This window comes from Demequina gelatinilytica (genome assembly GCF_000971115.1).
Classification (GTDB): Bacteria; Actinomycetota; Actinomycetes; order Actinomycetales; family Demequinaceae; genus Demequina; species Demequina gelatinilytica.
The window spans coordinates 100,043-113,504 of sequence record NZ_BBLV01000003.1; the positions used below are offsets into that span (position 1 = coordinate 100,043).

The 13,462-nt window shown below is 71.7% G+C and carries 13 protein-coding genes; 7 read left to right on the plus strand and 6 right to left on the minus strand.

The window, feature by feature from the left end; translation table 11 throughout:
- Positions 1-214 precede the first annotated feature (214 nt).
- Both AOM00_RS03060 and AOM00_RS03065 read right to left on the minus strand, forming a co-directional pair.
- Positions 215-679 (minus strand): redoxin domain-containing protein, encoded by a 465-nt coding sequence (locus AOM00_RS03060; protein ID WP_082096479.1) that lies wholly within the window; start codon positions 677-679, stop codon positions 215-217.
- Complete coding sequence (locus AOM00_RS03065) at positions 676-1,101, minus strand: DUF3052 domain-containing protein (protein WP_062516404.1); 426 nt, start codon at positions 1,099-1,101, stop codon at positions 676-678. The genes AOM00_RS03060 and AOM00_RS03065 overlap by 4 nt, the downstream gene beginning before the upstream one ends.
- 243 nt (positions 1,102-1,344) lie before the next feature.
- On the opposite strand from AOM00_RS03065, the gene aceE reads away from it, so the two are divergent.
- Positions 1,345-4,059, plus strand: coding sequence for a pyruvate dehydrogenase (acetyl-transferring), homodimeric type (gene aceE / locus AOM00_RS03070; protein ID WP_062516405.1), 2,715 nt, complete (start codon positions 1,345-1,347; stop codon positions 4,057-4,059).
- On the opposite strand, the gene AOM00_RS03075 is transcribed toward aceE, so the two are convergent.
- Positions 4,056-5,474 (minus strand): ICP22 family protein, encoded by a 1,419-nt coding sequence (locus tag AOM00_RS03075; protein WP_156159002.1) that lies wholly within the window; start codon positions 5,472-5,474, stop codon positions 4,056-4,058. The two genes, aceE and AOM00_RS03075, sit on opposite strands and share 4 nt — an antisense overlap.
- A 171-nt stretch (positions 5,475-5,645) precedes the next feature.
- Between AOM00_RS03075 and AOM00_RS03080 the strand changes: the two genes are divergently transcribed.
- From AOM00_RS03080 to AOM00_RS03105, 6 genes are all read left to right on the plus strand, one after another.
- Positions 5,646-6,815 carry a PucR family transcriptional regulator gene (locus tag AOM00_RS03080; protein ID WP_062516407.1) on the plus strand — a complete coding sequence of 390 codons (1,170 nt, stop codon included), beginning with the start codon at positions 5,646-5,648 and terminating at the stop codon, positions 6,813-6,815.
- 78 nt (positions 6,816-6,893) lie between these two features.
- Entirely contained in the window at positions 6,894-7,808 is a 915-nt protein-coding gene (locus AOM00_RS03085) for an ACP S-malonyltransferase (protein ID WP_062516408.1), read from the plus strand.
- Positions 7,805-8,806: a beta-ketoacyl-ACP synthase III gene (locus tag AOM00_RS03090; protein ID WP_062516409.1), complete on the plus strand. Its 1,002-nt coding sequence runs from the start codon at positions 7,805-7,807 to the stop codon at positions 8,804-8,806. Before AOM00_RS03085 ends, AOM00_RS03090 begins: the two co-directional genes overlap by 4 nt.
- 84 nt (positions 8,807-8,890) lie before the next feature.
- Positions 8,891-9,133: an acyl carrier protein gene (locus tag AOM00_RS03095; RefSeq protein ID WP_062516410.1), complete on the plus strand. Its 243-nt coding sequence runs from the start codon at positions 8,891-8,893 to the stop codon at positions 9,131-9,133.
- Positions 9,134-9,183: 50 nt separating this feature from the next.
- Positions 9,184-10,419 (plus strand): beta-ketoacyl-ACP synthase II, encoded by a 1,236-nt coding sequence (fabF, locus tag AOM00_RS03100; RefSeq protein ID WP_062516411.1) that lies wholly within the window; start codon positions 9,184-9,186, stop codon positions 10,417-10,419.
- A 161-nt stretch (positions 10,420-10,580) separates the two neighbouring features.
- Complete coding sequence (locus AOM00_RS03105; protein ID WP_169746802.1) at positions 10,581-11,849, plus strand: aryl-sulfate sulfotransferase; 1,269 nt, start codon at positions 10,581-10,583, stop codon at positions 11,847-11,849.
- A gap of 30 nt (positions 11,850-11,879) precedes the next feature.
- Here AOM00_RS03105 and AOM00_RS03110 read toward each other — a convergent pair whose 3' ends face one another.
- Genes AOM00_RS03110 through AOM00_RS03120 form a run of 3 tightly spaced genes read right to left on the minus strand, consistent with a single transcriptional unit; the run spans position 11,880 to position 13,356 of the window.
- A complete protein-coding gene (locus AOM00_RS03110) occupies positions 11,880-12,461 on the minus strand; it encodes a TetR family transcriptional regulator (RefSeq protein WP_062516413.1) in 582 nt (193 codons plus the stop codon).
- 33 nt (positions 12,462-12,494) lie between these two features.
- Entirely contained in the window at positions 12,495-12,857 is a 363-nt protein-coding gene (locus AOM00_RS03115) for a nuclear transport factor 2 family protein (RefSeq protein WP_062516414.1), read from the minus strand.
- A 1-nt stretch (position 12,858) separates the two neighbouring features.
- Positions 12,859-13,356 (minus strand): DUF3145 domain-containing protein, encoded by a 498-nt coding sequence (locus AOM00_RS03120; protein WP_062516415.1) that lies wholly within the window; start codon positions 13,354-13,356, stop codon positions 12,859-12,861.
- Positions 13,357-13,462: the final 106 nt, after the last annotated feature.

A 13,462-nucleotide genomic window follows, 5' to 3' on the forward strand; every position in this document is an offset into this window, starting at 1 on the left:
GATTTCGTGGAAGCCGCACCGGCGCGCGCCGCACGCCGGCGGGCGCGCGCGATCCTGCTTATATCGAGCCGATATCAGCGCTTCGCCGCCGTCCCGACGCCAACGCCCCCACCCGCCGCCCGGCGCCCGGCTCGCACCCGGAACGGGCAGCAGGCACCGATCGCGACGTCTGCAGGGGGACGATGCGGTACGCCGAGCACACGGGCGCAGCAGCTCAGCCGAGCAGCTGCTGCACCGCTCCGCGGTACTCCGCGACGTCCCGCGCCTCCCCCTCGGGGTTGACGATCGCCCAGCGCACCACGCCATCGGCGTCCACGAGGAACGAGCCGCGACCGGCCAGGCCCTTGTGCGGGTTGAACACGCCGTACTGGCGCGACACCTCGCCATGCGGCCAGAAGTCGGACAGCAGGTCCGCCTTGTAGCTGTGCGTGTCCGCCCACGCCTTGAGCGTGTAGATGGAGTCGCAGCTCACCACGATGACCCGCAGGCCGTCGCGCGTGAGCAGGTCCTCCGCGGCTCGCAGCTCGATGAGCTCGTTGGTGCACGTGTCGGAGAAGGCGAATGGGACGAAGACCAGCAGGTACGCGGTGCCGCGCAGGTCCTCGGTGCTCACCACCCTGCCGTGCGTGTCCGTCATGCGGAAGTCGGGGGCCTCGTGGCCCACCAGAGGATGGCTCACTTGGAGCGGCCCTTCTCGACCAGATAGGTCGCGGTCCAGCGGGTGCCGATGACGAACGTCGACGTCGCGTGCAGGCCCGCCACGGACGCGGCCTCCTGCACCTCGCGCGGCTGCACGTGGCCGGACTGACCCGCCTTGGGTGTGCACAGGCACACCGCGGCACCGTCGTCGAGCAGGGTCTGCGCGTCCATGAGGAGGTCGGCGAGGTCGTCCTCGCCCTCACGGAACCACACGATGACGCCGTCGGTGACGTCCCCGTAGTCCTCGTCGACCAGCGCCTCGCCTGTCGCCGCCTCGACAGCGTCGCGGAAGTCCGCGTCGGTGTCGTCGTCGTAGCCGTATTCCTGGATGATCTGGCCCGTCTTCAGCGCGAGCCGCGCGACGACGGCGTCTACCGCCTTCGCGTCCTCCTGTGTCGCCACGGTGGCGGGACCCCCTTCGTCGGTTCCTCGTGCGCGGGAGCGCACGCTTGGCGTCCACACTAGAGGCACCCCGCGTCGGTGGGCAATCGCCCGCGCCGCGCATCGTGCCAGGCGCCGTGCACAGCACGGTGCGCGTGACAGTAACCTGGTGCGTGGAAACTATGTGGAGCGCGCCTGCGTACACGCGTGGCGCGCCCTCCCCACACCCGGCGCGCCACCGCGCGCCCGAACGGAAGGTCACCTGTGGCACATCACGGCGAGGTTGACAAGGACCCGGGCGAGACCCAGGAGTGGCTCGAGTCCCTGGACGGCCTGATCGAGGCCGGCGGCGAGAGCCGCGCCGAGTACATCGTGGACCAGCTGGTCGAGCACGCGGCCAAGAAGCAGCTGAGCGTGCCGCTCAGCCTCAACACGCCGTATGTCAACACCATCCACAAGGACGACGAGCCCGAGTTCCCCGGCGATGAGGAGCTCGAGCGCCGCTACCGCGGCTGGATCCGCTGGAACGCGGCCGTCATGGTGACGCGTGCCCAGGCCGGCGGCAAGGGCATCGGCGGCCACATCTCCTCCTACGCGTCCGTCGCGACGCTCTACGAGGTGGGCCTCAACCACTTCTTCCGTGGCAAGGACCACCCGGGCGGCGGCGACCAGGTGTACTTCCAGGGCCACGCGGCGCCCGGCGTCTACGCGCGCGGCTTCGTCGAGGGCCGCTTCGGGGAGCAGGACCTCGACTCCTTCCGCCAGGAGAAGTCGGGCGAGGGCCGCGGCCTCTCCTCCTACCCGCACCCGCGCCTCATGGACGATGTGTGGGAGTTCCCCACCGTGTCGATGGGCCTGGGCCCCGCCTCCGCGATCTACCAGGCGTGGACCAACCGCTACCTGCACCTGCGCGGCATCAAGGACACCTCCGACCAGCACGTCTGGGCGTTCCTGGGCGACGGCGAGATGGACGAGCCGGAGAGCCGCGGCATGCTGCAGCTCGCGGCGAACCAGAACCTCGACAACCTCACCTTCGTGGTCAACTGCAACCTCCAGCGCCTCGACGGCCCGGTGCGCGGCAACGGCAAGATCATCCAGGAGCTGGAGGCGTTCTTCCGCGGCGCCGGCTGGAACGTCATCAAGGTGGTGTGGGGTCGCGGCTGGGACCCGCTGCTCCAGCGCGACGACGACGGTGCGCTGGTCAACCTCATGAACACCGTCCCCGACGGCGACTTCCAGACGTTCCGTGCCGAGTCCGGCGCCTTCATCCGCGACCAGTTCTTCGGCGGCGACCCGCGCGCCAAGGAGCTCGTCAAGGACATGACGGACGATGAGATCTGGGCGCTCAAGCGCGGCGGCCACGACTACCGCAAGCTCTACGCGGCGTATGCGAAGGCCACCACCGAGAAGAACGGCAAGCCCACCGTCATCCTCGCGAAGACGGTCAAGGGCTACGGCCTCGGCTCGAACTTCGCGGCCCGCAACTCGACCCACCAGATGAAGAAGCTCGCCGCAGCCGACCTCAAGGTCCTGCGCGACACCTTCGACATCCCGTTCACGGACGAGCAGCTCGAGGCCGACCCGTACCACCCGCCGTACTTCCACCCCGGCTTCGACGACCCGGCGATCCAGTACATGCTCGACCGTCGCAAGCAGCTCGGCGGCTTCGTGCCCGAGCGCCGGGGCGACCGCAAGGAGATCGCGCTTCCCGAGGCGAAGGCGTACGACCTCCTCGCGAAGGGCTCGGGCAAGCAGGAGGTCGCCACCACCATGGCGCTCGTGCGCCTGTTCAAGGACCTGGTGCGCGACAAGGAGTTCGGCCACCGCCTGGTGCCGATCATCCCGGACGAGGCCCGCACGTTCGGCCTCGACTCGATCTTCCCCAGCGCGAAGATCTTCAACACGCAGGGGCAGAACTACCTGCCGGTGGACCGCGAGCTCATGCTCTCCTACAAGGAGTCCGAGTCCGGCCAGATCATGCACACGGGCATCAACGAGGCCGGCTCCGCCGCCGCGTTCCAGGCCGTGGGCACGTCCTACGCCACGCACGGCGAGCCGCTGATCCCGTTCTACATCTTCTACTCGATGTTCGGCTTCCAGCGCACGGGCGACCAGTTCTGGGCGGCGGGCGACCAGCTCACGCGCGGCTTCATCGTCGGCGCCACCGCGGGCCGCACCACGCTCGCCGGCGAGGGCCTCCAGCACGGCGACGGCCACTCCCCGATCCTCGCGGGCACCAACACGTCGATCGTCCAGTACGACGCGGCGTACGGCTACGAGCTGCGCCACATCGTCAGGGACGGCATCGAGCGCTGGTACGGCCCCGACACCGGCCGCGACCGCAACGTCATGTACTACCTCACGGTCTACAACGAGCCGTACGTCCAGCCGGCCGAGCCGGAGGACGTCGACGTCGAGGGCATCCTCAAGGGCATCCACCGCGTGTCGGCGGCGCCCGAGGGCCCCGGCCCCGAGGCCCAGATCCTCGCCTCGGGCGTGGGCGTGCCGTGGGCGTACGAGGCCCAGGAGATGCTGCTCCGCGACTACGGCGTGCGCGCCGCGGTCTGGTCCGTGACCTCGTGGAACGAGCTGCGCCGCGACGCCCTCGAGGCCGAGCGCCAGGCGTTCCTGCACCCCGAGGACGGCATCCGCGTGCCGTTCGTCACCCAGAAGCTCCAGGGTGCCGCGGGTCCGTTCATCGCGACCTCGGACTACGACCACCTGGTCGCGGACCAGATCCGTGCCTGGGTCCCCGGCGAGTACGCGACGCTCGGCGCGGACGGCTTCGGCTTCTCCGACACCCGTGCCGCCGCGCGCCGCTTCTTCAACATCGACGGCGCGTCGACCGCGGTCCGCGTGCTGCAGATGCTCGAGAAGCGCGGCGAAGTGCCCGCCGGCACCTACGCGCAGGCCATCCAGCGCTACGAGCTGCTCGACCCCCGCAAGGGCACGTCGGGCGGCGGTGGCGGCGAGGGCTAAGCAGACCTCACCGGCTCAGGGCCGGAGCCCTCGTCCTCGGACGTGGGCTCCGGCCCTTCGTCGTCTCCGGACGCGTCCTCAGGGACGATGCGGTCCTCGCCTTCCGAGGCAGGCTCGCCTTCGACCTCGGCAGGCTCCTCGTCGGAGCGCTCGGCCTCCCCCACCTCGTCCTCGGGTGCGGCCTCGGCCTGCTCCTCCCGCTCCTCGTCGAGGGGCGTCTCCTCGGCCTCCGCGGCCTGGTCCTCGGGCTCCTCATCGAGGGGCGTCTCCCCGGCACCCGCGTCCGAATCCGAGGCGAGCTCGTCGTCGACCATCGCCCCTTCACCCGGCGCATCGTCCGCCACCGCATCGTCCGCCGCCCACGCGCCGGAACCGGCACCAGGGGTGGACCGGGCCGCTCGCGTGCTCGTCGCGGTGTCCTCGGAACCGCCTCGGGCGGGGCCGCCGGAGGCCTCTCGCTCATCGCGCGCCGCAGCAGGCGGCGCCGCGATCTCCTCGGCCGGCACCACGGGCTGGCCCGTGCCGGGAGTCCACGCGGGCGCCGGCGCGACGTGCTCGATGGGGCGCGTGTCCTGCTCGTCGAACCCGGTCGGCTCCGCCGGCGCTCGGTCGGCCGCCGCGCTGTCCACGGGGCGACGCTCGTCGCCCTGGGCGGGCCGCTCGCCGCGGAAGGAACGCCACACCGCGATCGCGGCCCAGCCGATGAGGACCACCAGCACCACCAGCACGGCCCACAGGATCACCAGCGTGTTGGTGGCGAACGCCCCCGCGGGCGCGACCGCGACGTAGCCCTCGACCAGGCACGTCACGGAGCCGCCGGACATCTCACCGTACGCGTGGTAGACGCCCGTGGGCTCGAGCCAGGTGCGGTCCGCGATCCAGTCGACGCCGGCGGCGACGTCCACCTGACCGGAGACCTCCTGGCCCTCCACCGCGCCCTGGCTGGTCACCGTCCGGATGGGGATGGCGAAGCCGCCGATCATCACCCCGGCCACCCGCTGCTCGACCGAGACGGGCGTCGCGGACGTGGCCGTCCAGTCGACCACCGCATCGGCGGGGACGTCGAGAGGCGTGAGCGCGGCCGTGCCGGCAGGCGTGTAGGTGGTGCCGTCGACCGTGGCCTCGAGCGTGCAGCCGTCGGAGATCGAGCCCGTGCTCACCAGCTCCGGGATCCCCGTGAGCGCGACGCCGCCGAGCAGCCCCGCGAGCACCGCCGCCGTGGTGACGCGACCGCGTGCCGCCGTCGCGTCGCGCGTGAGGAGGAGCGTCACCAGGATCATCGCGATCGCGACCGTGCCGAACAGCACGGTGCGTCCCGGGTCGATCACCCCGAGCTGCCAGAGCAGCCCCACCACGACCAGCCCGAGCACCAGGCCGAGCACCATCCCTGTCAACGGTCGCGGCCGTGGTGTCATCTCTCCTCCTGAGGTCTCACCTGTGGCCGACGCTACCGGGGACATCTCGGACAAGCGCGACGACACACACAAGTCCGACAATGCGCGTCGCCGCGGTATTCCGTGGACGGGTTGTGCGCCACCCACAACGACGTTGTCGTCATTCGACAACGGCGCACTACGCTGACCCCCATGGTCAGCCCCGACATGCGCGCCGAGACGCTGCGCCGCCTCCGCGCCGGCACCGGCCGCCTGGCCACGATCGCGCTCAAGACGCTCGACGCGGACTACCCGTGGTTCCGCGAGCTGCCCGCGCAGGAGCGCTCGTGGGTCGGGTCCGTCGCGCAGGCGGGCATCGCGTCGTTCGTCGCCTACTTCGCGGACCCGCACGCCGGCCACCGCGGCACCGTCGAGATGTTCGCCTCCGCTCCCCCGGAGCTCACCCGCTCGATCTCGCTGCAGCACACCCTCACGATCGTCCGCACGTTCGTGTCCATCGTCGAGGAGCACTCCGACGAGTTCGCATCCCCCGGCGCGGAGGCCCACCTGCGGGAGTCGATCCTGCGGTACTCGCGCGAGATCGCCTTCTCCGCCGCCGAGGTCTACGCGCGTGCCGCGGAGTCCCGCGGCGCATGGGACGCGCGGCTCGAGGCGCTCGTGGTGGACGCGCTCGTGCGCGGCGAGGTGGACGACGACCTCCCGTCCCGCGCTGCGGCCCTCGGGTGGAAGCCCGGCCCCACGCTCGTGCTGGTGGGCCAGACGGACGGCCCGCTCGGCGAGCTCCAGTCGGCCGAGCTGCGCCGGGCGATCCGCCGGGCGGCTCACGGCGCGCTCGTGGGCATCCACGGCGAGGACCTGGTGGTGATCGCACGGACCGACGGCGACCGGGAGGAGCTCGCGCAGACGCTCCTGCCCAGCTTCGGCCCCGGACCCGTGGTGGTCGGCCCTCCGGCCATCACGCTGGTCGAGGTCGCACGCGGCACCCGCGCCGCGATGTACGGCGCGACCGCCGCACCCGCCTGGGCCCTCGCGCCGCGGCCCGTGAGCGCGGACGACCTCCTGCCCGAGCGCGTGCTCGTGGGCGACGCGGCCGCCAGGGAGCGCCTGATCGCGGTGGCGTACGACCCGATCGCGGCCGCCGGCGGCTCGCTCAAGGAGACGGTGGCGACCTTCCTCGACTGCGGACGCTCGCTCGAGCTCGCGAGCAGGACGATGTTCGTGCACGCCAACACCGTCCGGTACCGCCTGCGCAAGGTCGCCGAGATCACCGGATGGGACGTGCTCGCGACGCGGGACGCTCACGTCCTCCAGATCGCGTTCGCGCTGGGCCGCTTGCGCGACGCAGCCGCCACACCTTTGTAGGTTTCATACAAGAACCGCGGCCCGAATCGGTATCCTGATGCCGCAGGGGGCCCTCCGATGTGAGGCAGGCTATAACCCGTGATCGCCATTCTCTGTCCCGGCCAGGGTGCCCAGACGCCCGGGATGCTCGCCCCGTGGCTCGAGCTCCCCGAGGTCGCCGCGTCCCTGTCCGCCCTCTCCGAGGCCGCGGGCGTCGACGTGGTCCGACACGGCACGCAGTCCGACGCCGACACCATCCGCGACACCGCGGTCGCGCAGCCGCTTCTGGTGGCGACCGCGATCGCGACGGGCCGCGCGCTTCTCGGCGACGCCGTCCCCGCAGTGGCCGCCGGCCACTCGGTGGGAGAGCTCGGCGCCGCCGCCCTCGCGGGCGTGCTCACCGACGCCGACGCGATGCGGCTCGTCGCGGTGCGCGGCTCCTCGATGGCCGCCGCGGCCTCCGCGGCCGAGCCGACGTCCATGGCGGCGGTCCTGGGTGGCGATCCTGCCGATGTGGCCGCCGCGCTCGAGCAGCACGGCCTCACCCCTGCGAACGTGAACGGGGGCGGCCAGGTGGTCGCTGCAGGCACCAAGGCTGCGATCGAGGCGCTCGTCGCCGCTCCCCCTGCGCGCACCCGCGTCATCGAGCTCCAGGTGGCCGGCGCGTTCCACACGACCTTCATGGTCCCGGCCGTCGCGGACCTCCACGACGCCGCCTCCACCGTCACCCCCGCCAACCCGCGTCGGGTGCTGCTGTCCAACGCCGACGGCGCCCCGGTCGCCGACGGCGCGGACGCGCTCGCCCGCATCGTCCGCCAGGTCGCCAACCCGGTCCGATGGGACCTGTGCATGGAGGCGATGCTGCAGCTGGGCGTCACGGGCCTCATCGAGGTCGCGCCCGGAGGCGTCCTCACCGGCCTCGCGAAGCGCGCCATGAAGGGCGTGCCTGCCGTCGCCCTCAAGACGCCCGATGACCTGTCCGCCGCCCGCGAGCTCCTGGAGGCCGCCGCATGACCACCCTCAACGTCCGCCGCGGAGCGGAGTTCACGCGCATCCTGGGCCTCGGCGTCGCACGCGGTGAGAACCTCGTGCCGAACGACGACCTGATCGAGCCGATCAACTCCTCGGACGAGTGGATCCGCAAGATGACCGGCATCGCCACGCGTGTCCGTGCCGGCAAGGACACGAGCGTCATCGACCTGTCCGAGCGTGCCGCCCGTGACGCCATCGCGCAGGCGGGCCTCGAGCCGTCCGACATCGATGCGGTGATCCTCTCGACCATCACGTTCCCGCACATCACCCCCGGCGGTGCACCCGTGCTCGCCGACCGCATCGGCGCCACGCCTGCCGCGGCCTTCGACATCTCCGCCGCGTGCGCGGGCTACTGCTACGGCATCGGCCAGGCCGATGCGCTGGTGCGCTCGGGCGCGGCCCGCCACGTGCTCGTGGTCGGCGCGGAGAAGATGAGCGACTTCGTCGACCCCGCGGACCGCTCGATCTCCTACCTGCTGGGCGACGCCGCGGGCGCGGTGGTCATCGGAGCCTCGGAGACCGCGGGCATCGGCCCCACGGTGTGGGGCTCCGACGGCGGCGGCGCCGAGCTGATCGGCCAGACGAGCTCGTGGCTGGACGTGCGCGACAACCCCGGCACGCCCTTCCCGACCCTCCGCCAGGAGGGCCCCAGCGTGTTCAAGTGGGCGTCCTTCAAGATGGCCCCGGTCGCGCTCCAGGCGATCGAGGCCGCGGGCGTCGCTCCGGACGACATCCAGGTGTTCATCCCGCACCAGGCGAACGTCCGCATCATCGACCAGATGGTCAAGCAGATCGGCCTGCCCGAGCACGTGGTGGTCGCCAAGGACATCGTCGACTCGGGCAACACGTCCGCGGCGTCGATCCCTCTGGCGACCGAGCGCGTGCTCCGCGACGGCGACGCCAGGAGCGGCGACCTCGCGCTCCAGATCGGCTTCGGCGCCGGGCTGGTCTACGCCGCCCAGGTGGTGGTCCTCCCGTAGCGGGAGGGCCCCCCCAGTAGAGTTCACAAGCGTTCATACGAACACGGCGCCCCGCGCCATCCATCCCCAACGAAGGAGCAGCACATGGCACTGTCCAAGGACGAGGTCCTCGCCGGCCTGGCCGAGATCGTCAACGAGGAGACGGACATCGACGTCGCCGAGGTGACGGCCGAGAAGTCGTTCACCGACGACCTCGACATCGACTCGCTGTCGATGATGACCATCGTCACCCTCGCGGAGGAGAAGTTCGACGTCCGCATCCCCGACGAGAAGGTCAAGGACCTCGTCACCGTCGGCGACGCCGTCGACTACATCGCGAACGCGTAAGACCCCCTCTTCACCGTCCACCCCTCATCTCACCCTCGGGAGACAAGCCCATGAACGTCGTGGTCACCGGACTCGGCACCACCTCGCCGCTCGGCGGGGACGTCGCCAGCACCTGGGAGGGCGCCCTCGCTGCGCGCTCCGGCGTGCGCACCCTGGAGAACGACTGGGCCGAGAAGTACGGCGTGCCCGTGACCTTCGCGGGTCAGCTCGCCGTGCGTCCCGAGGAGGTCCTCTCCCGTCCCGAGACCAAGCGCATGGACCCGTCCGCGCAGATGGCCATCGTGGCCGCGCGCGAGGCGTGGGCCGATGCGGGTCTCTCCGAGGACGCTGTGGACCCCGAGCGCCTGGGGAGCATCGTGTCCTCGGGCATCGGCGGAGTGTGGACCCTGCTGACGGCGTGGGACACGGTGAAGGAGCGGGGCGCCTCGCGCGTCCTGCCCCTCACCGTGCCCATGCTGATGCCCAACTCCCCCACGGCCTACGTCTCGCTCGAGTTCAAGGCACGCGCCGGCGCCCACGCCCCGGTCTCCGCGTGCGCCTCCGGCGCCGAGGCGATCGGCATGGGCTTCGAGATGATCCAGTCCGGACGCGCCGACGTGGTGATCTGCGGCGGCACCGAGGCCGCGATCCACCCGCTCCCCATCTCCGCCTTCGCGTCGATGCAGGCCCTGTCCAAGCGCAACGACGACCCCCAGGGTGCTTCGCGCCCCTACGACGTCAGCCGCGACGGCTTCGTGCTCGGCGAGGGCGCGGGCGTGGTGGTCCTCGAGTCCGAGAGCCACGCCAAGGCCCGCGGCGCACGCATCTACGCGAGCGTGCTCGGCCTGGGCATGACCGCCGACGCCCACCACATCGCTGCGCCCGAGCCGAACGGCGCCGGCCAGACGAGGGCCATGGAGCTCGCCCTCGAGCGCGCGGGCCTCACCGCCGCGGATGTCGCGCATGTCAACGCGCACGCCACCTCCACGCCTGTGGGAGACATGATCGAGGCGCGCGGCATCCGCGCCCTGCTGGGCTCGCACGCCGATCAGGTGCTGCTGTCCGCGACCAAGTCGATGACGGGCCACCTGCTGGGCGGCGCCGGCGCGCTCGAGTCCGTCTTCACCATCAAGGCGCTCGAGACCCGCACGGCTCCCCCGACCATCAACGTCACCGAGCCCGACCCCGAGCTCCAGGTGGACCTGGTGCGCGACACCCCGCGTGCGCTCCCCCAGGGCCAGATCGCCGCGATCAACAACTCGTTCGGCTTCGGCGGCCACAACGTCGCGCTCGTCTTCGGAGCCTGATCCCAGCCTGACCCGCGCCCGCGGCTCCGCCACACCAGGCGGACCGCGGGCGTGGTGCTTCCGCCGATACTGACGCGGCTCGCCGACGACTCACCCGCATGCGTGCGCCGGAGCCCTGCCGCCGTGTGGCGGAGCCGCGCGCGGGGCGGTTGAATCAGGGCATGAGACGCCCCCAGGCGATCGGCATGGTCCTCGCGTGCGCCGCCGCGCTCACGGCGTGCTCCCAGGCACGGAGCGTACCCGCCGAGGAGCTCCTCGCGCCCTACGCGCTCGAGCGCGAGACCGTCGACGGCGAGCTCGCTCAGCAGGCTGCCGCGACGGGCGCGTCGATCTACATCGCCGCGCCGATGCTCACCTCGGGGACCCAGGCCGTGATCGAGCTGTCCGGAGACCTCGAGCCGCTCACCCTGGTGGATGTCTCGGGCGCCTCCGTGGGCGCTCTCACCGAGACGGCCGGCGAGCTGGCGTTCATCGACCGCTCCTGCATCTCCGACAACGGCGGGTACACCTTCTGCAGCCGCACGGGCGTGGTCACCACCGACGGCGCGACGGTCGACGAGGCCACGGGCGAGCTCGATCTGGACTCGCACGCGCTCGCCTACGACGCCGACGGCCAGGGGTTCTGGGGCGTGCGGTACGCCTCGACGCCCTGCGACGACTCCGTGCACGCGTGCACGCTCGCCCCCGAGGACGAGCCTCTCGACTTCGTCTACGACTGCCACGTGGTGCACGTGCGCGACGGCGAGGCGGTCTGGGAGTGGTCGGCGCTCGAGCACACGGATCCCTCGCTGCTCGACACCGCCGCGACCACCGAGATCTACAACGCTGTCGATCCGTTCCACTGCAACTCGGTGCAGCCCGACGAGGACGCCGGGGCGGTCTACGTGTCGATGCGGCACCCGAGCTCGGTCCTCGCGGTGGACATCGGCTCGGGCGACGTGCGATGGACGTTCGGCGTCGACCGCTCCCCCGCGGCGCTGGCCGTCGACGACCCCGACGGCCTCCTGGGCGAGCGGCAGGTCCTGAGCGGCAACCACGACTTCCGGTGGCTCGGAGGCACCCGCTACTCGGTGTTCGACAACGGGTCAGGGGGCGTGGGACCCGCGCGCGCGATCGTCTTCTCCGTCGCGGACGGCACCGCGACCATCGAGAACGTGATCGAGGACCCGGCCGGGGTGAGCTCACGATGCACGGGCTCGGCCCGTCCGCTCGACGAGGACGAGGCCTTCTGGGTGATCGACTGGGGATGCAGCGCATCCGGCGTGTCGGTCATGACCGCCGAGGGCGTGCCGGTCGCGCATCTCAGCCTCGACTACGAGCGCGCCGTCGAGATGGACCTGCTCATGGACACCGCCGCCGACCAGCCCGATGTGGGCAGCACCGTGACCTATCACGCGCTGGTCGCCGCGCCGGGGCTGCTGGCGCCCTGAGCGCAGCGCAGGACGGGCGGCGCGGAGCGGCTACGCGATGCCCTGCTCGAGGCGGGCGAGCGCCTGGTCGAGCACGTCGACCAGGGCATCGTCGGAATGCTGGGCCCACCACACCGAGGCCGCCAGGATGCAGCCGGTCACGGCCTGCCCCACCGCTTGGGCCTCCACGCCGCCCTCGTCGAGGAGCCCGCCGCGCGAGAGCTGGTGCGCGAAGCCCGCAGTCATGACGCCGAGGCCTCGGATACCGGCCGCGAACACCTCGTCCGACTCGCCGATGATGCGGAAGCGCACGCGGTCCAGGTCCGTGCCCGAGGGCTGCTCGGTGAGCACCTCGCGTACGGCGACCCGGAGCCCGCCCATGCCCGGCCCGGTGCCCTCCCTCGCGAGGAGCGCGTCGAGCCGTCCGTAGGCAGCGAAGAAGTCGTGCCACACCAGGTCGGCCTTGTTCGCGAAGTGGCGGAACAGGGTGCGGCGCGACACACCGCTGCGGGCCGCGACGTCGTCCATCGACACGGCCGCGTAGCCATGCTCGGCGAACAGCGCGACGGCCTCGCGGCCGATCTTCTCCGGGTCGGCGATCTGCGGGCGCCCAGGACGTCGATGCTCAGTCACATCGCCCACCCTAGCGTGCGATGTTATGCGTGCTCAGATGGCGGTCGGTGTGGCCTGGTGGAACACCAGCCGCCAGCGGTCCGAGCGGACCCAGATCGAGGACCGCAGCGCGGCGCCCCGCGAGCCGTGCAACGGCTCGGAGGTGTAGCGGACGTGCGCGACACCGGGCGCGAGCTCGTAGGCGCTGAAGCCGGTGAGCGGCAGGCGCACGTCGATCTCGACGGGCTCGAGCCCTACCTCGTCGTCGCGGCTCCACACCCGCCCCGACTGGCCGATCTCCACATACCCGGGCGCGAGGATCGCGTCCATGTACGCATGGTCGAACCGTGTCTCCGGGCGCCACATCGACTCCTCCAGCGCCTGGAGGGTCAGCTCGTCCAGGTGGTCGAGCGCCATGTCATCCCACGCGGTGCAGCCAGCGCACGGGCGCGCCGTGGCCGGCGTACCTGAACGGCTCGAGCTCCTCGTCCCACGCGGTGCCGAGCGCGAGGTCCATGGTGCGCTTGACGTCCGCGAGGTTGCCGGCGTTGTCGATCGCCGCGCGGATACGGTCCTCCGGGACCACCGTGTTGCCGTGAGAGTCGATCACCGCGTGGAAGATCCCGAGCGACGGGGTGTGCGACCAGCGTCCGCCGTCCGAGCCGAACGACGGCTCCTCGGTGACCTCGTAGCGGACGTGCTCCCAGCCGCGCAGGGCCGAGGCGAGACGCGCTCCCGTGCCCTGCTGGCCCTGCCACGACACCTCGGCGCGCAGCAGACCCGAGCCGGCGGGCTGGTCGGTCCAGTCGAAGGAGGCGCGCGAGCCCAGCACCCCCTGCGCCGCCCATTCGATGTGCGGAGTCATCGCGCGGGTCGCGGAGTGCACGAAAAGAACACCACGGGTGATTGCGGCCATGTCCTTTCCCTTCCTGTGAGGTGCGTCTTCCCCTACGACCTCGATGGAACCGTCCATGGCACCGGGTGTGCCACGATTCTGCCTCACCCGCGCCCATATCGCCAGC

Bases quoted from the DNA above. Each gene is read 5' to 3' on its own strand.
- AOM00_RS03075 (WP_156159002.1), bottom strand. From the start codon at position 5,474: ATGACACCACGGCCGCGACCGTTGACAGGGATGGTGCTCGGCCTGGTG.
- AOM00_RS03080 (WP_062516407.1), top strand. From the start codon at position 5,646: ATGGTCAGCCCCGACATGCGCGCCGAGACGCTGCGCCGCCTCCGCGCC.
- AOM00_RS03090 (WP_062516409.1), top strand. From the start codon at position 7,805: ATGACCACCCTCAACGTCCGCCGCGGAGCGGAGTTCACGCGCATCCTG.
- AOM00_RS03095 (WP_062516410.1), top strand. From the start codon at position 8,891: ATGGCACTGTCCAAGGACGAGGTCCTCGCCGGCCTGGCCGAGATCGTC.
- fabF (WP_062516411.1), top strand. From the start codon at position 9,184: ATGAACGTCGTGGTCACCGGACTCGGCACCACCTCGCCGCTCGGCGGG.
- AOM00_RS03105 (WP_169746802.1), top strand. From the start codon at position 10,581: ATGAGACGCCCCCAGGCGATCGGCATGGTCCTCGCGTGCGCCGCCGCG.
- AOM00_RS03115 (WP_062516414.1), bottom strand. From the start codon at position 12,857: ATGGCGCTCGACCACCTGGACGAGCTGACCCTCCAGGCGCTGGAGGAG.
- AOM00_RS03120 (WP_062516415.1), bottom strand. From the start codon at position 13,356: ATGGCCGCAATCACCCGTGGTGTTCTTTTCGTGCACTCCGCGACCCGC.